The sequence below is a fragment of the Halomonas sp. IOP_14 genome, assembly GCF_021021315.1.
GTDB lineage: Bacteria > Pseudomonadota > Gammaproteobacteria > Pseudomonadales > Halomonadaceae > Vreelandella > Vreelandella titanicae.
Map to the genome: position 1 here is coordinate 63,005 of NZ_JAINWD010000018.1, position 19,255 is coordinate 82,259.

Here is a 19,255-nt window from a genome sequence, read left to right on the forward strand (position 1 = left end):
GTCGTCAAAGGTTTATCATGCTATCCAGTGGATTATAGACTCGTTCTGGGTATGTCTCTGCGGTGATCCTATGTTAAGTAACATGGATAGCTAGTCGGTCATATCCTGTTCTGAGAGTGAATTTTTGTTGATCACTTACAAGACATCCTATTTTTCAGGCTTTGACATATAACAGCGTATTAGGCTTCCTATCTTATGATTGAACAAACGCAACGACACGTCTATCCGTCAAATAAAGCCTGTAAAATCTGCTCTAAGTTTATGACAGGTATAACTATTAATTTCCATTAGGCCGTATGTTCGAAATCCGCGCGGCTGCTGCATTTTCCGAGGGTTCGCTTTGGGGCGTTTTCAACCTTATGCTACTTGCTAATTAGTTTCCGAGCACTTGCTCAATTCTCTACTGAACTTAGCCTAGCACAAGCTGTTTAAATGGGCTGAGGTTCGTAAGCTTTTCTTTTCAACGCTTCTTCTTGGCCTGCTGATTAGAGCATACATTTTTCTAGCGTTGGCGCGGCGCAGTCTTGATTAGATGGGAGCTGGGGAGCAAACACAAACCCCGCGTAAGCTCTTGAAAGCCAAGAGGTGAGGTCATGTACTTATGGTCATCACGCTGTTGCTTCCAATGCGAGGGCGGAAGATGCGAAATGCTAGATCAAACTCAAGGCTTACGCCGACATAAAATCATTCCAGCGCCTTACCAAATAGTTATGCTCATCCATGACGATATTCCACACCGCGATACGGCTCATTCTGGTCTGGTAGTCTCCGCCATCGCGGATTTCGCCTCGATGAATCATGTCAGCGGTGCCATCGGGGCTAGGAAGGCTCTTGGCGGGCCATGACGGCGTCGGGCCATCCCGATATCCACCAGTTGAGGTAGTCATAAGCCGCATCTAGCGGGCGACCAATCGGCAACACATCAAATTAAGCAAGCCTAAGGTAAGCGTGCCGCAAACAGTGAGGGCGCTTCATAGGAAGCGCCCTCATGGTAACGGTAAAGAGTGTGCGTTACTTAAAACTCGACGGTCGCCGAAAGCTTGAAGGTGCGCGGTTCGCCTTGAATCAAATAATTCGCAAAGGACGTCGAGGCGCCTGACCAGTAATTTTCGTCGGTCACGTTGTCGATGCCTGCGCGCCAGATCCAATCAGCGCCACCGACCGGTGTGGTGTAGCGCAGGCCAAGATCGAGGCGTGTCCAGGAATCCAACTCCAAGTCGTTGGCTACATCGGCGTACTGCGAGCCTGTGTGCAGGACGCGCCCAGTGGCAGTGAGGCGCTCAATGAAGGGTGTGTCCCATTCGCCACCAAGCACAAAACGATACTCAGGAACGCCCGTGGCGTCATTTCCTTCGTTGCCATCCTGTGTTTTGGTGAGTTCGGCATCTATCCAGGTCGCGCTGCTGAACAGGCGCACTCCTGTCGTCGGCTCACCGTAAAGGCTTAGCTCCAGGCCGCGATTACGCTGCTCGTTATCCAGGTTGCCGACGCCATCGACGACCGCTGCAGAGGGTAGCTCGATCTGGAACAGGCTAATGCCACCGCCTAGGTTGCCGTAGTCGAACTTAGCGCCCACCTCTTGCTGCTCGGCATGGGCAATGCCCAAGTGCTGGCCAAAGTTCAGCGCTGTGGTATCGGTGACCGTGCCGCCATCCCGCAATGCTTCGACGTAGTTGGCGTAGAGCGAGATATTATCCGTGGTCTTGAACACCGCGCCGACAGCGGGGGTTACCCGACGATCGGCATAGCGATTGCTGCTATCGTCATTAGGACGTTCGTCGATCTCGAGTTCCTGATAGCGTGCGCCCAGTGTCAGCAACAGTCGGTCATCGATGAATCCAAGTGTATCGCTCAGCGTGACCCCTTGGGAGCGTGTGCGCGTCACGCTACCCCCCACGAAAGGCGTGCCATCCGGGCGAGATAAATCGACGGGATCGTAGATGTTGGTCGTGCCTGCCGCGAGGAAACTCCAGTCCGTGTCGAACTTGCGATAGGCGCTGGAGTAGCCAACGGTGATGTCATGGCTGACCGGGCCGGTCAACACATACCCACGAAGCCCCGCTTGGCTGGCGACGTTGTCGATGTGGTTGTTGGTCTCGAAGTCGTTGACCCTGGCGTTACCTGCATCATCGGTAAGGCGAGGAGTCGCCGACACGATGCCTTCGAGCGTGCGGTTACCCCCCAAGGCCGCGAAAGCGGTCCAGGTGTTGGTGAGGTCATATTCGCCTCTGACCATGCCGAAATTGGTTTCTAGCTCGGTCCCACCGAAAGAGGGGGTGTAGTTCAACGAGGAATCCGGCGCAGCGGGCACTTGAGTGGCCGCGCCGGTATTAACGCTTGAGCGGCCACCATCCAGGGTGAGCTTTTGATGACCGACATCGAACAATATCCGGCCTTGAGCGCCACGGTAGTCGAGCCCAACGACGGTGGAGGTATCGCGCTGGTTTTCGTCATCAATGGCAGTGTCACCACGGCCGCGCATGGCACTTACCCGTGCCCCCCATTGCTGCTGATCACCATAACGCTGGCTAGCATCGACGCCCACTTCGCCGTAGCCATCGGAACGATAGCCACTGGATAGATTAAGCATCGGGTCATCCCCCGCGTGTTTGGGCTCGATGTTGATGGTGCCACCAATTCCGCCGCTCCCGCCGATGGGAATGCCCGACGTAAAGGCGCTGGCGCCTTTGAAGACTTCGACGCGCTCGGCAAGGTTGCTGTTGATGATTTGTCGTGGCAGTACACCGTAGAGGCCGCCATAAGCAACGTCGTCACCGGTCAGGTTAAAGCCGCGTACTTTGTACGCTTCGCCATAGATGCCAAAGCCCAGCCCAACCGATACCGAGGCATCGTTTTGCAGCGTATCGCCCAGTGTTTGGGATTGTTGGTTCTCCATCAGCTCACTGGTATAACTGATAACGTTGAAAGGCACGTCCATCGCGTCCTTTTCACCGATCAGGCCCACTCGGCCACCCGCCGCGATTTGGCCACCGGCGAAGGCCGGAGGTGGCGTATCTCCATAGGTCGGTACGGAGCCCGTGACGGTGACGGTCTCCAGGGACTGATTGTCAGCACTCGTTTGCGCCCAGGCGGTCGCGGGCGAAATACCCATCGCGACCAGCGTCAGCGCGCGCAGAAGCCGTGCTTTACGGCGCTTAGCCGCTGTGTTGGAGGTGTTCCCAAGAGACATAGTATCGATCCTATCGTTTTTACAGCTGCACCCAGCCGCCGCGTTTTTATGAAGCCGATATAAGCAAGCGGAGGGCTTGGCTGTCGTGCCATGATCACCTTTCCGGCATAAATGCATATGATAAACAAAATGAGATGTATTAACATATGCGGATGATATTTTTTACGTACTGCCTTGCAAAAAATGCGCATTGACGTCTCAATGTGATCCCTTTTTTCTGATGCTCTCGCTGCTATGTGCCACCGGTCGATGCTCTCTTTCTTGGTTCGCTGCTGTTTAACGGCCGCTTGCTTGCTGCCCTTGTCGAGTGCCCACGCGCAGTGGGCCACTATCAACTGGACCATTGCCGAAACGCTACTGGCCATTGACGCGCCGCTGAGTGGTACCGCTCAACAAAATGGCTACCATGAGTGGGTAGGGGAGCCAAGAATCCCCGACGGCGTTGCAGATATTGGCCTGCGATCACAGCCCAACCTCGAACTCATGGCGCAATCGCCACCGACGCAAACGTTCATTTCGCCGATGTTCGCCAGTTTGACAGAGCGTCTGGAGAGAATTGCCCCCGTCACGTCGTTCTCCCCCTATTCTCCCGGCACTCATACCTGGCAAGAGATACAAACACTCACCCGGCAGCTAGGTGAGTTGACCGGCCACCGGCTACAGGCAGCGCAGCTAATCAACGAAACGCATGCGTTGATGGACACGCTTAGCCAACAGCGTCCCGATGCACCGCCGCTGCTGATGGTGCAATTCATGGATGCCCGCCATGTCAGGGTTTTTGGTGACAACAGTCTCTATAATGCCGTGCTTGAACGAATCAATTTGACCAATGCCTGGGATCGGCCTACCAACGCCTGGGGATTTTCACTCGTGGGTATCGAAGCGCTCTACGACTATCCTGAGGCCACGCTGGTCGTTGTCGAGCCGGTGCCCGCTGGGGTCGAAGACGCACTGGCGAAAAGTGGTTTATGGCAACACTTACCCAGCGTTAAAAACGCCACTCTATTGCGCTTACCGCCGGTATGGAGTTTTGGCGCGCTGCCTTCCGCTCAACGCTTTGCTCGGGAGCTGGTTTCTGCCCTGACGTCGCGCACCCACCTTGAGTAAGCGTTTGAGCGCTTAACCCTATTTCCGATCAGGCTAGGTGCTATTTCATGCGTCAATGGCGCCGGTGGCGCTGTCATTTTGCAGGCTGACCATGCCTTTCCAGCGCTTTTCCAACAACCAACTCCAGCTCTCTTGGTGGATATCCAGCCTCTTGGGGAACATGGTGATATGCCCACTGGGGCGAGAACCGTGACCAAATCGCTCTGGATTTCGTTGGCACCTTAAAACGTTCTGCTGCTTTTATTGTGCAGAATACTGCTCATTAATTTTTCCTGAAGCTTATTTTGCGCACTAAACTGCTCATATTGGATATCTTGAGCACTATTCTGCGCACAGGTGGTGCTTGAAACTGACAGTACAGATTCATTTTGATAAGGCTTGGCACGATGCGGGTTAATTGTCGTTACCTGCCCACGAATATTGGACGCGAGGTTCGTTGGCTTGCGCACTCTTGATACTCGGCTCAAGCGCTGGGGCTGTTATGAAAAAACACGCTGCTGATGATCGTGAAGCGGCGTTGGTGACGCTGTTGAAACGCTTTTATGCGGGCGAGCTCACCGATGGGCAGTTGTTACGTGCCCTGCGGCGCCGCCGACACAGTGAGTTCAATCGCATCATGTCGCCAAAGCTCATCGTCATAATCGATGGCTCGGCCATTCTGGTCGTAGTTGATACGAGTGACGCGCTGAGCAGGCCCTCCTGAGGCCGCGCGCAGTGCCTCAGCCGCACGACTATGCAGCACCGTGGAGCAGAGCTCGAAGCTGACACGGCTGATGCGTACGCCGTAGTGGCTGCGATAGAGTTCGGTGAGTGAGCAGGTCACGAGGTCGTGCTCGAGAATCCCGGGGAAGCAGTCCGCGCGCAGGTAGTGTTCGACGTATAGCACGGGGCGCCCATCGATACGGCGTGCCCGGATGATGTGGAAAACCGGTGCTCCTTCCAGGATGCCCAGGCGGGCCGCGACCTTGGGTTGGGCAGGGCACTGGGTGGCTTTGAGTACCTCGGTTTCCGGGCAGCGCTGCTGGGACGCTACCATTTCCTTGAACGGCAGAGAGGCGAGTAAGTCGTAGCGAAGACGAGGAGGAGAGACGAACCAGCCGCGGCGGCTCTCCCGATAGATGCGACCTTCGGCCTCCAGTTGCATCAACGCCTCACGCAGTGTGATGCGTGTGGTTGAGAAGCGCTCCATCATCTGTCGTTCGGAGGGTAGGCGCCCAGTGGCAGAGGGGGTCTCCTCTGCCAGCATGCCCAGTAGCGCCTGCTGAAGGCGGCTGGTCGGTGGCGTCAGGCGGGGTAAGGCGTTATCCGCGCTAAATGGCGTGGCGTGTGGCAGCGTAGTGGTCAAAGGAAGCTCGCTTCTGGTCTAGTTCAGACTGCTTAAGCTCACACGCAGTCGTCTGCAGGTTATTTTAGCGAAGGTATCATGTCAGGGCGATGACATGTCTGATCTATAACCGCCAATTTCAGCAGCAATTTCCGCTATTGTAAGGACATGTGAATGTCATTCAAGCGACATGCCTTTGTCATTTCCACCTCCTAGTATGCCTTTTGTCAGCCGTTACTGAACTAGACCAGATGGCGGCATTACCCTGACTAACCGAATGAGGCCATACTGTGAATCCGACACGCTCGTCGCTGCTGCAACTGACGCTAACCGCTGCGCTCGGAACGGCGCTTCTCGCCAGCCAAGCCCAAGCGGATACCGACCTGTCCGAACTGATCGCCGCTGCCCAGGAGGAGGGGCGCGTCGACAGCGTCGGCATGCCGGACTCCTGGGCCAACTGGAAAGACACCTGGGCCGATTTGCACGAACAGTATGGTTTGGAGCACATGGATACCGACATGAGCTCCGCCGAGGAAATTGCCAAGTTCAAGGCCGAGGGTGAAAATGCCACCGTTGATATCGGTGACGTGGGCATCAGCTTTGGCCCCATCGCCGTGTCAGAAGGCGTGACTCAGCCCTACAAGCCGACGACCTGGGAAGAGATTCCCGATTGGGCCAAGGATGAGGACGGCCACTGGGTATTGGGCTATACCGGCACTATTGCCTTTATGATCAACAAGCAGCTAGTGCCGGAGGAGGAGCGGCCGCGCACCTTTGCTGACTTGGTCGAGGGCGACTACAGCGTAGCGCTGGGCGCCGTAGGGCAAGCGGCGCAGGCTAACAGCTCGGTGCTCGCCGCCGCCTATGCCAACGGAGGTGATGAAAATAACCTGCTGCCAGGGCTGGAGCTGTTTGCCGAACTGGCCCGCCAGGGGCGGTTGTCACTGGCGGATCCCAGCATCGCCAACCTCGAGAAAGGGGAAGTCGAGGTTGCGCTGATGTGGGACTTCAACGCTCTGAACTACCGTGATCAGATCAACCGTGATGCCTTCGATGTGGTCATTCCTGGCGATGCCTCGGTGACTTCTGGCTACGCCACCATCATCAACAAGCACGCTCCGCATCCAAACGCGGCCAAGCTGGCTCGCGAGTTCATCCTCTCTGACGAGGGGCAGTTCAACTTGGCGGAGGGGTATGCCCGCCCGATTCGCGCCGAGCACCTGACCCTCCCCGACGAGATCGCCGCCAAACTGCTGCCCAATGAGCAGTACGCCAATGCCCGCGCGGTAGAGGATTTCGACGCCTGGGAAATGAGCGCTCGGCAGCTGCCGAGCCAGTGGCAGTCCCAGGTGCTGATCCATCAACAGTAACCACCTCCTCTTCCCGACTGACGGCCGCCTCCCCAGGAGGCGGCAAGGAGCCTGTGATGTCTCACCGCGTCATTCTCGTGGTGCTCGATGGCCTTAACCATGCCGTGGGGCGGCACGCTATGGGCCACCTACACGCTCTCTGTGAAGCGGGCCGTGGCAGCTTCCACGCGCTTAATTGCGAGCTGCCAGCCATGTCCCGCCCCCTCTATGAGTGTTTGCTGACCGGCGACCGTCCTGTGGACTCTGGGGTGGTACATAACCAGGTGGTGCGCCGATCAACGGGCACCAGCCTATTCGATCTGGCGGTTCGCCAAGGGCGGCGTACCGCCGCGGCGGCCTATCACTGGGTCAGCGAGCTCTATCTTGAGGCTCCCTTCGTGCCTGCCCGCCACCGTTTCCACCAGAGTGCGGAGAGCGCGATCCAGGTGGGCCTCTTCTACTGGCAGGATCACTACCCTGACGATCACCTGTTCAGCGACGCCGAAGCGCTGCGCCGGCTCAACGCCCCTGACTTTCTGCTGGTGCACAGCATGAATGTCGATGATGCCGGCCATCGCCATGGCGGCGAGTCGCCCCAGTACCGCAACGCCGCACGTCGGGCCGATAGCGCCCTGGCAGACTATTTGCCGCAGTGGCTGGTTGAGGGCTACCAGGTGATGGTGACCGCCGACCACGGCATGAACGCCGACGGTTCTCACTCGGGCCTACTGGAGGAGGAGCGCCGGGTGCCACTATGGCTATTTGGCGAGGCATTTGCTCATGCGCCGGTGGCATCGCTGCAGCAGCCAAGGCTGTGCGGTACCTTGGCCACCTTGCTGGGCCTGGAGCATGACAAACCCTATCACGCCGAGCTGCTGGCCGAGGGGAGGGCGGCGTCGTGAAGCGTCTACTGCCCGCCTGGCTATGGCTGGTACCCTTTGCGCTGGTATTCGTGGCCTTCCAACTGGCGCCGCTCGGCTGGATAGCCATCAGTGCCTTCCACGTCGAGGGCGCCTGGGGGCTCGGCCACTTTAGGGAAATCGCGGGTTCGCCCTTCTTTCGGCAGGCCATTGGGCGCAGCCTGGAGATTTCACTGATTTCGAGCCTTCTGGGGCTGATCATAGCCACCCTGGCGTGCCACAGCCTGACCCGCACCAGCGGTCCGCTGCGGCGCTGGATGATCGCCTTCACCAATATGACCAGCAACTTTGCCGGTGTACCGCTGGCCTTCGCGTTCATCATCCTGATGGGCGCCAACGGGGTGTTGACCATAGCCCTTCAGCGTCTAGGGCTGATCGATAGCTTCTCGCTCTATTCGCGCAACGGCCTGATCGTGATCTACACCTGGTTCCAGATTCCCTTGGGCATACTGCTGCTGTTTCCTGCTTTTGAGGGATTGCGGGCAGAGTGGCGGGACGCTGCTAGTCTGCTGGGCGCCGGGCGTATCGCCTACTGGCGCCATATCGGTCTGCCGATCCTCCGGCCGGCACTGGCGGGGACGCTGACGATTCTGATCGCCAACGCCATGGGCGCCTATGCCACCGTCTATGCGCTGGTCAATACCAGCTACAACCTCATGACTATCCGTATCGCCAATCTGGTCTCGGGGGATCTCTTCCTGCAGCCCAATCTGGCCAGCGCACTGGCGCTGGTTCTGGTCGGGTTACTGGCAATGGTCACCCTGATTCAGCAGTGGATAGTGCGCAGGAGCCATTATGTCGCAGAACGCTGATCTCACCCTATCCCGACCAGGGGAGTCGCCACTGCCAGCACTTCGCCTTGCCTGGCCGTCGCCCTATGCACTGGTGGTGTGGGGTGTGTTCACGCTACTGGCGCTGCCGCTGCTCGCCACCCTGGGGTATGCGTTGGCGTCCAGCTGGGGGGCCACCCTCCTGCCTGATGGGGTGACCCTGAAGTGGTTTTGGGAGCTATGGAGTACACCGCGCTTTCAGTGGGCCTTCGCCCGCTCACTGCTGGTCACTCTAGGTGCGCTGGCGCTGAGTTTGGTGCTGGTGGTGCCGGTAGCTTTCCTGGCGCATACCCGCTACCCACGGCTGGATGCCTGGATGAGTGGCCTTATCCTGGTGCCCTTTGCAGTGCCTCCTGTGGTCTCCTCGGTAGGACTGCTGCAACTCTACGCTGGCGGCCCGCTGCCACTGGTGGGCACCCCCTGGATTCTGATGTTTACCTACGTGACGATCGCGCTGCCCTTCGTCTACCGGGCCATTGCCAACAGCCTGCGCACCATCGATGTAAGGTCACTGATGGAAGCCGCGCAATTGCTGGGGGCAACGCCCTTCAAGGCCTTCTTCCTGGTCATTCTTCCCAACATCCGCGTGGGAGTGCAGGTCGCCGTGTTCCTGTCCTTCTCCTTCCTGATCGGCGAGTTCGTCTTCGCCAACATGCTGGTAGGCACGCGCTTCGAGACCCTGCAGGTGTATCTCAACAATATGCGTGGCTCCAGCGGCCACTTCACCAGCGCATTGGTGATAACACTCTTCTTGTTCACCCTGCTGCTGACCTGGTTGGGGAATCGTCAGGCCGGTCACGCCATTACCAAGGGGGCCAACCCATGACGACCCTAAGCGGTGCTCCGGTAGCCAACGACAGCACCCTGGCCTCTGGCTATCTCCATCTCGAGGGGTTGGCCAAGCGTTTCGGCACTACCCAGGTGTTTTCTCACATCAATGCGGTGATAGCCAAGGGGGAGTTCGTCACGCTGCTGGGGCCCTCCGGCTGCGGAAAATCGACCCTGTTGCGATCTATTGCCGGGTTGAATCGGCTGGATGAGGGGCGAATCGTGGTGGATGGCGAAGAGATCACCGCACTTCCGCCCCAGCAGCGTGGTGTTGGCATGGTCTTCCAGCATTATGCGCTGTTTCCCAATATGCGGGTGACCGACAACGTCGCCTTCGGCCTGCGTATGCAGAAGGTGCCGCATGAGGAGCGCCGCCGCCGGGTGGATGAGGTACTGCGTCTGGTAGAGCTCAATGTGCATGCTGACAAGTTTCCCCACCAGCTCTCCGGCGGACAATGCCAACGCGTGGCTTTAGCAAGAGCGCTGGTGGTTGAGCCACGTATCCTATTGATGGATGAGCCGCTCTCAGCGCTCGATGCCCGTATCCGCGGCCATCTACGTCAGCAGCTGCGCGATATCCAGCAGACATTAGGGCTGACGACCCTGTTTGTGACCCACGACCAGGAAGAGGCACTGGTGATGTCTGACCGTATCTTCCTGATGCATGACGGGCACATTCTGCAGCAGGGAAGCGCCGAAGAACTCTATACACGGCCCAGGGACTACCACGCGGCGGGCTTTATGGGGCACTACAACATATTGCTCGGCGATCAGGCCCGTCCGCTGTTAGGAGAGGGTTTCGACTCAGCACGCGTGGCGCTGCGGCCAGAGGCCCTTTACCTCCAGCCACTGGCAGACGGAGCGATGGGCGTGGAGCGACCGGCTCGCCCTGGCCCAGAGTGCCCCGGGGTCATACGCCGCTGCCAACTGCTCGGCAACATCGTGCGCTATTCGGTAGAGTGCCCCGGGGTGGTGCTCTCTGTCGATACGCTCAACCGCGGTAGCCGGCATCTGCTGACGGAAGGCAGCCAAGTAGGGGTGGTGGTGGACCTCGATGAGGTTCAAGCGTTCGTAGAGTAATTAGGCCCCGTTTATCATGTGCCTTTATCAGTGGCGCTCTAAAGCATAGCGGTGGCAAGGCATATCGTAACGATAGCCAGCGCCGGCAGAAGAGAACGCCCGCTGAAGTGCCAGTAGTCGAAGCGAATGAAGGGCTGACATCCCCTTGGCCACCGGGGGCAAACAACAGAAGAAGCGCGGTAGGGGCGCCGCGCTTTCATGCCATATCAGACCGCAGGGCCTAAATTATTAACAGGGTACTATGCCGTCGACTCACTCTTCTTGCGGCGGGACAGTCGTGAAAAGAGAGGCATAAGAATGACAAGAAGAATCATGGCAATAAGCACCTTCGACGTGGTATTCGCTGCCAAGGCTGTCCAATCGCCTCCACCAATGCGCAGAGCCAGACGCAAGTTCTGCTCGGCGAAGCCACCGAGAATTAGGCCCAGCACGACTGGGGGCAATGGGAACTTCAGTTTGTCCATAAAGTAGCCGATAAAACCGAAGCCCAGCATCAAGTAAACGTCGAACATCCGGCCATTGATCGAGTAGACCCCCACTAGAACCAGGGTGATGATGAAAGCGCCAAGCAGTGGACGCGGCAGACGCAGAACCTGTGCAAAGCTGTTGGTGGCCAGGGCGCCGCCAAGTACGATCAGCAAGATGGCGGCGAACAGGAACTGCCACATGAAGCCGAACACAATGCCGGGGTTGTCACGGAAGAGCATCGGGCCAGGTTGCAGACCGTGGATCATCAGGCCACCGAGCATCACTGCAGCCACCGCGGTACCGGGGATGCCGAGCGTCAAGGCGGGAATCAGTGCTGAGGCGGTATCGGCGTTGTTGGCGGTCTCGGAGGCCGCTACGCCCTCGGGTTCGCCCTTGCCCCAGTCTTCGGGATTACTGGATGCGCGACGTGCTTCGTTGTAGCTGAGAAAGGCCGCCATTGATCCGCCAGCGCCCGGCAGGATGCCGACGAACACGCCGATCACCGAAGAGCGCAGCCAAGTCTTCCAGAATCTCAGCATGCTCGGAAAGGCCTTCCAGAGGCTCGTCGTATTGAGCTTTTTGGCCGTGGAGGTGTCGACATCCACGACTTCCTCCAGGAGGGCGATTGCCGGCGGTATGGCGTAGAGCCCGACGAGTAGCACCACGATGTTGATGCCGTCGAGTAACTCCAGGTGGCCGAAGGTGTAGCGGTCATATCCGGAGATAGAGTCTAGCCCGACCAGCGAGACAAAAACGCCGAAACAGGCGCTCAACAAGCCCTTGAGGACGTCTCCGCCGAGCAGGAAGACGATGGCCGAGAGGCCGAAGACGGCGACCCAGAAAACCTCGGAGGGGCCAAACAGCAGTGTTACCTTGGCCAGCGGCGGGGCCAATAGCATGAGCACGATAGCCGAGACGATGCCACCGATGGCGGATGACACCACTGAGACCTGAAGCGCATAGCCGCCCCTGCCTTGCTGGGCCATTGGGTAGCCGTCGAAGCTGGTGGCTACGGCGGCGGGGGTGCCGGGAATGCGCAGCAGCACCGCGGGAATAGCACCACCGTACATGGCGCCGTTATAGATACCGGCCATCATGCCAAGTGCTACCAGTGGATCCATGCCGAAGGTGAAGGGAATCAGTACCGAGATTGCCATGGTGGCGCTGAGCCCGGGCAAGGCACCAATACAGATGCCCGTTATGACGCCGAGCACGACAGCGGCGAAATTGCCGAGAGACAGCACCGCTGGGAGTGCATCAATCAAACTTCCATACATGTGTCAGCCCTCTTTCAGCGTATGAAGAATTCAGTGGGGAGATCCTGACCCATCAGCAAGGCGAAAATTATTGCCAAGCCTCCGGTGAATATCAGATCCGCCAACAGCAACCGTTTGATATCCCGATAGCCGAAGCTCCACGCCACCAAAGGCACCATAACCGCGGTGGTTGTGTAAAAGCCGATCAAGCTCACGCTGGCCACGTAGAGCCCAATGGCCACGACAATGCCGAGAAAGCGCGGCAAATTCTCGAATATTTGGTGCCGTGGGGCTTTAAAGCGCTCGCTTCGCGTGGCGGCAAAAACCCGTAAGATCATTAATACAGAGAGCCCGATTAGCGTGCTCAGCATTGTTATAGGCAGCAGGGAGCTCATGGTCGGCATGTCGGGTGTGCGTAGCAGAAGAAACCCTGCGACAACGATGATGGCGATACCGGTGATGAGGTCGGGATGAGGCCCTTGCCCTGAAGTGGTCTGTTTCATGTTCTATTCTCTGGCTGGCTTGCTCGTAGAGCGTCTACCACCAAGCGAGTCGAGCGACATGGTGGAGGTGACGTTTTATCCTGTTACGGGGCGTGACGAAGGGGGGCTTGCCATGGTTGGCCGGGTTGATTGAACACCCCGGCCAATCAATTTATTTCCAGGGTGAGGATTCCCAAACACGCTCGGCCAGTTCAAGCTGCTCTGCGTTAAGTGCTTGAAAATCATCTCCTGTCGTCAGACTGATAGGATTCCCAGATTTGAGCATAGCCTCTTGGAATTTTGGATCCTCGTACGTCTTCTCGAAGGCACTAATCAGGCTGGCCTCGACCTCTTCCGGCAGGCCGGAGGGGGCAATAAACCCACGCAGCGAACCGTTGACAAGATCGTAGCCTTGCTCGGTAAAGGTCGGCACACCTTCCAGTAGTTCAGAACGTTCGTTGGTGGCAATGCCCAGCACATTTAGCTCGTCACGGAAGTTGACCACCTCCGATAAGTTGATGATCCCCATTGCGACATGACCGCCCATGAGAGCACTACGCGCCGGCGCGGAGCCTGAGAAGGGAACGATGGTATATTCAGCGTCGGTCTCCTCGGAGAGCCGAATAAGGAAGAAATGATCATCGCCGCCGAGGCTTGACATGCTGACGGTGATGGCACCATCACGTTCCTGGGCTGCAGCGACCAGTTTTTCCATGCTGTCGATGTCGCTGCTCTTAGGTGTGACGATCACGTTGGGATCGTCTACCACGTTGGCCAGGTAGGTGAAGCTATCGGCGTCGTAGTCGGCGTCGCGGTCAAGGGTGCGGGCCATCATGCCGGGCAGGTTGTAGGTGCCGATAGTGTAGCCATCGGGATCGGCCTGGGCCGTGGCGGTGACGCCGATCTGGCCGCTGGCACCGGGCATATTCTTTACTACGACGGTAGCGTCGTCGCCAAGATACTGCTCAAGGAAAGGCGCAACGGTGCGGGCCATGACGTCGGTTCCACCACCTGCAGCATAGCCGACGATCAGGTCTATCTTTTTCTCTGGATAGTTGGCGAGGGCCTGAGTCGAGGTAATGCTAGCGAGGCAGAGAGTGGCGGCGATGGTTGAAAACTTTGTGATCATGTTGTTGTACTCCCGTTTACATTCACGGATGGTCTAAAAGGCAAAGCCTGTCTAGTGCAGTGAACAGTACAGAATTACTTGATAAAAGCGAATAATGTTTAACTGTGTGGTAAGTTTTTCTGTATCTATGGAGAGGAAAGGCGATAAAGCCCATGTCATCGGGGTTGGCCGCTAATACCATGACGAACGGCCAGTAAAGGCTTACGACTATGGTCGGGGGGAGTGGGAGTAATTCAGTGTGACTATGTATTGAGTGAGGCTGGTGCGCCGGGGGGATGAAATAGAGATAAACCGGCGCGGGACAGCAGTGCCTCGCGTCGGTCTGTTAAATAAGATTACTTCCAGGGCGTCTCTTCCCAGGTGCGCCGCGCCAACTCATCCTGGGCCTCGGCCAGGGCTCGATAGTCTTCCCCATAGATGACGCTCAGCGGGTTGCCCTGCTGTGCCATGTCGGAGCTAAAGTTGATGTCCTCGGCCACATCCTCAAGGGCGCCCAGCAGAGCAGAGCGGATGTCAACCGGTAGGTTGGCCGGTGCCGCCAAGCCGCGGAACGAGCCCATTTCGATATCGAAGCCGAGCTCCTTCGCCGTCGGCACGTTGGTGGCTTGTTCCAGGCGCTCGTCAGCCAGCACGGCCAGTACGCGTAGCTCATCTTCAAAGCCCACCGTCTGGCTATATGCCATGGTGCCCATGGCCACGTGCCCGCCCATCAGTGCGCTGCGCGCCTGGGCTGCGCCATTAAACGGTACGTAGTTTAGTTCAATGTCGGCCGCCTCGGCGAACTGGATAGCGGAGAAATGGTCGTTGCCGCCTAGCGAGGACAGGCCCACCGGCATCTTGCCTTGGACGTCCCTGGCGTACGCGATCAGGTCTTCCACCGAGGCGATGTCAGAGTCTTTCGGCACCACTAGGGTATTAGGGTCGGAGACGAAGTTGGCCAGCCAGGTGAAGCTGTCCACGTCGTAGTCAGCCTCGCGGTCATAGGTCAGCGCCAGGGCAGCTGGCAGATTCATGGTGCCAATCGTGTAGCCGTCTGGACTGGCCGAGGCTAGCGCCGAAAATCCGATCTGACCGCCCGCGCCAGGCATGTTCTTAACCACCACCGTGGCGCCGTCGCCCAACTGCTCCTCCAGATACTTGGCGACTGTGCGGGCCATGACGTCCGTGCCGCCCCCGGCGGAGTAGCCGACCACCAAGTTGATCGGTTTGTCGGGATAGTCGGCTTGAGCGAGGCTGGTGCCGACCAGGAGGGAAGTCGACGCGACAGCGGCGAGGGACAAGCTTAAAAAACGTTGTTTCATGTTGGCGTACTCCGATCTTGTTGTTGAACTTGCGGGCATGGCTCATTAACGGCGCGGTTAGTTAGGTCATGAACCGGCGGGTAGCCGGTAGACCCGTGTAGCCGTGTCGTGAAACACGGCGTTGCGTTCCTCCTGGCTCCAGGAGGCGGTGAGTCGGTGATAGGCATTCCACAGCACGCCGTAGGAGATACTGCCCTTATCGACAGGAAAGTTGCTCTCCAACATGCAGCGCGATGGTGTAAAGCGCTCAATGCAGGCGTCCACGTCGGGGGCGATGGCATCGGCAAGGTGCTGTGAGTTCGGTGGCGTCTTTCCTGTGTTGAAGCTGAAGCCCATGATCGGCATGCCAAAGCCGCCGATCTTGAGCATCACATTGGGGAGTTCGGCCAGTCGCGCCAAACCGTCGCGCCAGGCCTGGCGATGGATCGAGTTATGGTCACTATGAGGACTGGGATAGGATCCGACGCCCAGAGGCCCTCCAGCATGGTCGAGAACGATGGTCAGCTCGGGCAGGCGGCGGGCCAAGGTTGCTACCTCGTCGAGCTGGGTTTGGTAGGCCCATATATCCAACGACAGGCCGAGGCGGGACAGCTGCCGTGCTGCCTCGACGAAGGGCTTGCTGACCATCAGCCCCTCCGGTGCTGGCACGGGGTTGGAACGAACGGTGGGGTCGGGATGCGCCGCGACGGGCATGCGCACACCGCGAAAGCGCCCGCCGCCAGCCTCCATCAGCGCCTCGAGCACCGGCGCGACGCTGGCCCCCATCAGTAGGTCGGCATAGCCAACGATGGCCGTTGCCACGTCGGTGGGCCCGTAGTGGCCGCTACGCGACTGAGCGGAGAGGCCGCGAACGAACTCGATCTCACCGACGGATCGATAGGCCTCGGGGCCGCTCGCGCGATACATCGTCCGGCACTGGATGTAGATCGAGGCAGTCACCCAATGGCCACTGTCGCCGATGTCGTCGGTGAACTCCTCAAGCAGATAGCGAAAGCCTCGGCGATCCCAAAGGTGGTGATGGGCATCGACGATCTTCTGATCCGGAGCCAGCGAGGGCTCCCGAACCTGGGTGAGCCAGTCCGGCCGCGGCGGCGGGTTCGGTGAGTCTACGACGGGGCGTCGGCGCCAGGGTCGCTCGTTGGCGGCATCGTCACTGTCTTGGTGATTCCGCTGGGTCGTGGAACAGGAGGCAAGGAAGCTGTCGTAGGGCTGCGGCTTCGTCGTCAGCATCACATACCCCAGCCGGAAGCCATGGGAAAGCCGCCGACGGGCAGCTCAGCGCGCAGAATAGTGCCGGTGTCAGACTCGGTGATGAAGAGTGTACGGCCTTCCGGCCCGCCGAAGGCGCAGTTGGTGGTGCCGAGCCCACGAGGGGATCTCACCACGGCGATTGGCACACCGAGCGCATCGTGTACCCAAACCAGTCCCATGCCGGTCTGACAGACCACCACGCCACCATCCTTGGTAAGCGCCAGACCGTCCGGGCCCGCACGGCCGCCGGAAAACTGCAGGAATAGCCCCGCTTTTACCACGCGTCCGCTGTCCGAGATCGGCAGACGCCAGACAGCATTGGCACGGGTTACCGCCACATAGAGTGCATGGCCAGCCTTATCGAGCACCAGCCCGTTGGGGCTCGGCACTTTGTCGATAAGGCAGTCCAGCCGACCGCTGTCCGGGTGCCAGCGGTAGACACGGCCAGAGGGGTCCTGCAAGCCGGTTTGGCCCTGATCGGTGAAGTACAGCGAGCCGTCGGGGCCGAAGTGCAGGTCGTTGCAGCCCTTGAAGCCCTCGGTGTCAGCATCGCCCAGCGCGGTGATCACTTCGCCAGTGTTCGGATTCAACTGCATGATGCCGTTACGAAAATCGGCAATGTAGATGTGTCCGGCTGCGTTGATCTTCAGGCCATTGGGCTGGCCTTCGTACTCGGTGATCTGCTCGACGGCGCCGTTAGGTGAGGCGCGAAAGACCCGACCAAAAGGAATGTCAACGAACCACAGGTTGCCTTCGAGATCGAAGGATGGGCCCTCAATGAAGCTGTCGACCACCGCCCCGCGCCGGTTGCGATCCGCCCAGTAAGAGCGTTGGCCGGATCTTCTCAGTGACGTCGGCAGTTTGGTGAAAACCTCGGCCTCAATCAGTATCGGGTCGGGGTGGGGGAATGCCATGTTCAACCTCCAAAGGTCGTGGTTGGGAGCCACAGGGCGATGTCGGGGAACCAGATCAGCAGAACAAGGAAGGCCAGGATGATCAGGAAGAAGGGCAGCACACCCATGACGACGTCTTCGACTTTAACGGTGGGGTCCGAACTGGCGACCACGAACAGGATGATGCCCAGTGGCGGCGTCAGTTGGCCGAGCTCGACCAGGATGACCACGAACACGCCAAACCACACTGGGTCGATATTCATCGCCATCAGCACGGGAAAGATGACCGGCACAATGATCGCGATCATGCCTAGACCTTCCATAAAGCAGCCGAGGATGGCGAAGGTGACCAGCAAGATCATTAGAAAAACGAACGGCGACATGTCCGCCTCGGACACCCAGCTAACCAGATCCTCGCCGACGCCGGATAGCGCGGTGGCGTAGGCGAAAATCATCGAAATGAAGACGATAAACAGAACATTGCCGCTCATCACCAGGGTACGTGAGATGGCTTTGCGCAATATGCTCAAGCTGAGCCTGCGGTAGGCGGCAGCGATCACTACTGCCCCAACTACGCCAACAGCACCGGCCTCGGTAGGCGTAGCGATGCCCGAATAGATACTGCCCAGTACGAAGCTGATCAATATCATGAATGGCACGACATCCAGCGCCGCCTTCAGGTAATCGGAAAGCCGCAACTGGGTGGTGTCGCGTGGCACCAGCGAGGGGTTGAGTAGCGAGCGCGCGGCAATAAACAGGCTATAGCAGCCAGCCAGCAGGATACCGGGCACCAGCCCGGCCGCAAACAGTTTGGCGATGGAGGTCTCGGTGAAGGTGGCGTAGATGATCATCGTGATCGAGGGCGGAATCAGTATGCCCAGGGTGCCACCGGCGGCCAGCGAGCCTGCGATGATACGCTTTTGATAGCCCCGTGCGGATAGGGCTGGCAGAGCCACGGTCGACATGGCCGCGGCTGTGGGGGCGCTGCCGCCAGCGACGGCGGCGAAGATGCCGCTGCCTATGATGTTGGTATGTAGCAGTCCGCCCGGCAGGCGGCGCATGAAGGGTGCGATGCCGTTATAGAGACGGCCACTCAGGCCGCTGCCGAGTAGGATTTCCGCCATCAAGATGAACAGCGGAATGGCGGCTAGAGTGAAGCTGTTGGATGCCCCCCAGCTAACCATTCCAAGGGCATTCCAGCCAGCAAATCCCTTCAGCAGCCAAAGATACCCAAGGGCCGCGGCTCCTACAGCGAAATGCACCCAAAGACCGCCGAGGATCAGTAGCAGCAAGACGGAAAAGGCAATGATTGCATCCATCAGCGTTGTCCTCCGATGCCTAGTTGCAGCAAGGCACGCTCTAACAGGAAAAGGGTCATCACGGACAGGCCCACAGGCAGCAGCATCTGCGGGATCCAAAGCGGTGTCATCAGAGCGGTGGGCGCCACGTTGCCGCGTGCGAACGAACTCATGACGAGCAGGGAGGAGTGCCAGGCGAGCACACCGCAGATGCCCATGGCTAGTGCGACGTACACCAGACCAAGCACCTGCCTGACCCGAGGCGGCAAGGTTTCGTATATAAAACCGACCTGAAACAATGCATTGTTCCTGATTGCTAGGCTAGCGCCGAACAGAGTGGTGGCGATAACCAAGTAGCCGGAGAGCTCCTCCACTACATGTAGGGAACTGTTGAAAAGCAACCGTGATCCGATCTCGGCGACGACCAATACCGTTAGCGTTATTAGTCCAGCACTGGCGAGCATGCGCACAATAGCGGAGAGCACGTCAAAAATGGGGCCGGCGGAGGCCGGCCCTTTTCTTGTTTCATGTTGGGGGGTAGACATGTTG

General features: G+C 58.6%; 18 protein-coding genes. 7 read left to right on the forward strand and 11 right to left on the reverse strand.

Translation table 11 applies throughout. From position 1 onward, the window contains the following. Nucleotides 1-668 precede the first annotated feature (668 nt). Together K7H09_RS13940 and K7H09_RS13945 are read right to left on the reverse strand one after the other, a co-directional pair. Nucleotides 669-887: a hypothetical protein gene (locus K7H09_RS13940; protein ID WP_230804978.1), complete on the reverse strand. Its 219-nt coding sequence runs from the start codon at nucleotides 885-887 to the stop codon at nucleotides 669-671. A 128-nt stretch (nucleotides 888-1,015) separates the two neighbouring features. Beyond that, nucleotides 1,016-3,190: a TonB-dependent receptor gene (locus K7H09_RS13945; protein ID WP_141440428.1), complete on the reverse strand. Its 2,175-nt coding sequence runs from the start codon at nucleotides 3,188-3,190 to the stop codon at nucleotides 1,016-1,018. 234 nt (nucleotides 3,191-3,424) lie between these two features. Between K7H09_RS13945 and K7H09_RS13950 the strand changes: the two genes are divergently transcribed. Further along, nucleotides 3,425-4,297 carry an ABC transporter substrate-binding protein gene (locus tag K7H09_RS13950; protein WP_442908120.1) on the forward strand — a complete coding sequence of 291 codons (873 nt, stop codon included), beginning with the start codon at nucleotides 3,425-3,427 and terminating at the stop codon, nucleotides 4,295-4,297. A gap of 571 nt (nucleotides 4,298-4,868) precedes the next feature. Here K7H09_RS13950 and K7H09_RS13955 read toward each other — a convergent pair. Beyond that, entirely contained in the window at nucleotides 4,869-5,642 is a 774-nt protein-coding gene (locus K7H09_RS13955) for a UTRA domain-containing protein (protein ID WP_141440430.1), read from the reverse strand. 269 nt (nucleotides 5,643-5,911) lie between these two features. Between K7H09_RS13955 and K7H09_RS13960 the strand changes: the two genes are divergently transcribed. From K7H09_RS13960 to K7H09_RS13980, 5 genes are read left to right on the forward strand one after another with little or no spacing between them, the layout of a single operon-like run. After that, nucleotides 5,912-6,991 carry an ABC transporter substrate-binding protein gene (locus tag K7H09_RS13960; protein ID WP_230804980.1) on the forward strand — a complete coding sequence of 360 codons (1,080 nt, stop codon included), beginning with the start codon at nucleotides 5,912-5,914 and terminating at the stop codon, nucleotides 6,989-6,991. 56 nt (nucleotides 6,992-7,047) lie between these two features. Then, entirely contained in the window at nucleotides 7,048-7,872 is an 825-nt protein-coding gene (locus K7H09_RS13965; RefSeq protein ID WP_141440431.1) for an alkaline phosphatase family protein, read from the forward strand. Further along, complete coding sequence (locus tag K7H09_RS13970) at nucleotides 7,869-8,702, forward strand: ABC transporter permease (protein WP_141440432.1); 834 nt, start codon at nucleotides 7,869-7,871, stop codon at nucleotides 8,700-8,702. The genes K7H09_RS13965 and K7H09_RS13970 overlap by 4 nt, the downstream gene beginning before the upstream one ends. Continuing rightward, complete coding sequence (locus K7H09_RS13975) at nucleotides 8,686-9,546, forward strand: ABC transporter permease (RefSeq protein WP_230804982.1); 861 nt, start codon at nucleotides 8,686-8,688, stop codon at nucleotides 9,544-9,546. Before K7H09_RS13970 ends, K7H09_RS13975 begins: the two co-directional genes overlap by 17 nt. Then, nucleotides 9,543-10,628 (forward strand): ABC transporter ATP-binding protein, encoded by a 1,086-nt coding sequence (locus K7H09_RS13980; protein WP_141440433.1) that lies wholly within the window; start codon nucleotides 9,543-9,545, stop codon nucleotides 10,626-10,628. The genes K7H09_RS13975 and K7H09_RS13980 overlap by 4 nt, the downstream gene beginning before the upstream one ends. A gap of 239 nt (nucleotides 10,629-10,867) precedes the next feature. On the opposite strand, the gene K7H09_RS13985 is transcribed toward K7H09_RS13980, so the two are convergent. Together K7H09_RS13985 and K7H09_RS13990 are read right to left on the reverse strand one after the other, a co-directional pair. After that, entirely contained in the window at nucleotides 10,868-12,373 is a 1,506-nt protein-coding gene (locus tag K7H09_RS13985) for a tripartite tricarboxylate transporter permease (protein ID WP_141440434.1), read from the reverse strand. A 14-nt stretch (nucleotides 12,374-12,387) separates the two neighbouring features. After that, a complete protein-coding gene (locus K7H09_RS13990) occupies nucleotides 12,388-12,855 on the reverse strand; it encodes a tripartite tricarboxylate transporter TctB family protein (protein ID WP_027957855.1) in 468 nt (155 codons plus the stop codon). Between K7H09_RS13990 and K7H09_RS24445 the strand changes: the two genes are divergently transcribed. Continuing rightward, nucleotides 12,854-12,988, forward strand: a complete 135-nt coding sequence (locus K7H09_RS24445; protein WP_255200324.1) for a hypothetical protein — start codon at nucleotides 12,854-12,856, stop codon at nucleotides 12,986-12,988. The genes K7H09_RS13990 and K7H09_RS24445 overlap by 2 nt on opposite strands. Nucleotides 12,989-13,006: 18 nt before the next feature. Here the strand turns inward: K7H09_RS24445 and K7H09_RS13995 are convergent, their stop codons facing one another. From K7H09_RS13995 to K7H09_RS14020, 6 genes are all read right to left on the reverse strand, one after another. Further along, nucleotides 13,007-13,963, reverse strand: coding sequence for a Bug family tripartite tricarboxylate transporter substrate binding protein (locus K7H09_RS13995; RefSeq protein ID WP_141440436.1), 957 nt, complete (start codon nucleotides 13,961-13,963; stop codon nucleotides 13,007-13,009). Between the two features lie 335 nt (nucleotides 13,964-14,298). Further along, entirely contained in the window at nucleotides 14,299-15,120 is an 822-nt protein-coding gene (locus K7H09_RS14000; RefSeq protein WP_223828071.1) for a tripartite tricarboxylate transporter substrate binding protein, read from the reverse strand. Between the two features lie 210 nt (nucleotides 15,121-15,330). Further along, complete coding sequence (locus tag K7H09_RS14005) at nucleotides 15,331-16,494, reverse strand: amidohydrolase family protein (RefSeq protein ID WP_141440437.1); 1,164 nt, start codon at nucleotides 16,492-16,494, stop codon at nucleotides 15,331-15,333. Continuing rightward, the gene (locus K7H09_RS14010; RefSeq protein WP_208797106.1) at nucleotides 16,494-17,429 is read right to left on the reverse strand and encodes an SMP-30/gluconolactonase/LRE family protein; all 936 of its coding nucleotides are present in this window, start codon (nucleotides 17,427-17,429) and stop codon (nucleotides 16,494-16,496) included. Before K7H09_RS14010 ends, K7H09_RS14005 begins: the two co-directional genes overlap by 1 nt. A 2-nt stretch (nucleotides 17,430-17,431) precedes the next feature. Continuing rightward, nucleotides 17,432-18,727, reverse strand: a complete 1,296-nt coding sequence (locus K7H09_RS14015; RefSeq protein ID WP_141440439.1) for a TRAP transporter large permease — start codon at nucleotides 18,725-18,727, stop codon at nucleotides 17,432-17,434. Next, nucleotides 18,727-19,251, reverse strand: coding sequence for a TRAP transporter small permease (locus tag K7H09_RS14020; protein ID WP_141440440.1), 525 nt, complete (start codon nucleotides 19,249-19,251; stop codon nucleotides 18,727-18,729). Before K7H09_RS14020 ends, K7H09_RS14015 begins: the two co-directional genes overlap by 1 nt. Nucleotides 19,252-19,255 lie beyond the last annotated feature (4 nt).

What these genes read in the sequence shown, in the direction of transcription:
- K7H09_RS13940 (WP_230804978.1), bottom strand. Translation starts at nt 887, where the DNA reads ATGACTACCTCAACTGGTGGATATCGGGATGGCCCGACGCCGTCATGG.
- K7H09_RS13945 (WP_141440428.1), bottom strand. Translation starts at nt 3,190, where the DNA reads ATGTCTCTTGGGAACACCTCCAACACAGCGGCTAAGCGCCGTAAAGCA.
- K7H09_RS13950 (WP_442908120.1), top strand. Translation starts at nt 3,425, where the DNA reads ATGTGCCACCGGTCGATGCTCTCTTTCTTGGTTCGCTGCTGTTTAACG.
- K7H09_RS13965 (WP_141440431.1), top strand. Translation starts at nt 7,048, where the DNA reads ATGTCTCACCGCGTCATTCTCGTGGTGCTCGATGGCCTTAACCATGCC.
- K7H09_RS13975 (WP_230804982.1), top strand. Translation starts at nt 8,686, where the DNA reads ATGTCGCAGAACGCTGATCTCACCCTATCCCGACCAGGGGAGTCGCCA.
- K7H09_RS13980 (WP_141440433.1), top strand. Translation starts at nt 9,543, where the DNA reads ATGACGACCCTAAGCGGTGCTCCGGTAGCCAACGACAGCACCCTGGCC.
- K7H09_RS13985 (WP_141440434.1), bottom strand. Translation starts at nt 12,373, where the DNA reads ATGTATGGAAGTTTGATTGATGCACTCCCAGCGGTGCTGTCTCTCGGC.
- K7H09_RS24445 (WP_255200324.1), top strand. Translation starts at nt 12,854, where the DNA reads ATGTTCTATTCTCTGGCTGGCTTGCTCGTAGAGCGTCTACCACCAAGC.
- K7H09_RS13990 (WP_027957855.1), bottom strand. Translation starts at nt 12,855, where the DNA reads ATGAAACAGACCACTTCAGGGCAAGGGCCTCATCCCGACCTCATCACC.
- K7H09_RS13995 (WP_141440436.1), bottom strand. Translation starts at nt 13,963, where the DNA reads ATGATCACAAAGTTTTCAACCATCGCCGCCACTCTCTGCCTCGCTAGC.
- K7H09_RS14000 (WP_223828071.1), bottom strand. Translation starts at nt 15,120, where the DNA reads ATGGCCCGCACAGTCGCCAAGTATCTGGAGGAGCAGTTGGGCGACGGC.
- K7H09_RS14005 (WP_141440437.1), bottom strand. Translation starts at nt 16,494, where the DNA reads ATGCTGACGACGAAGCCGCAGCCCTACGACAGCTTCCTTGCCTCCTGT.
- K7H09_RS14010 (WP_208797106.1), bottom strand. Translation starts at nt 17,429, where the DNA reads ATGGCATTCCCCCACCCCGACCCGATACTGATTGAGGCCGAGGTTTTC.
- K7H09_RS14015 (WP_141440439.1), bottom strand. Translation starts at nt 18,727, where the DNA reads ATGGATGCAATCATTGCCTTTTCCGTCTTGCTGCTACTGATCCTCGGC.
- K7H09_RS14020 (WP_141440440.1), bottom strand. Translation starts at nt 19,251, where the DNA reads ATGTCTACCCCCCAACATGAAACAAGAAAAGGGCCGGCCTCCGCCGGC.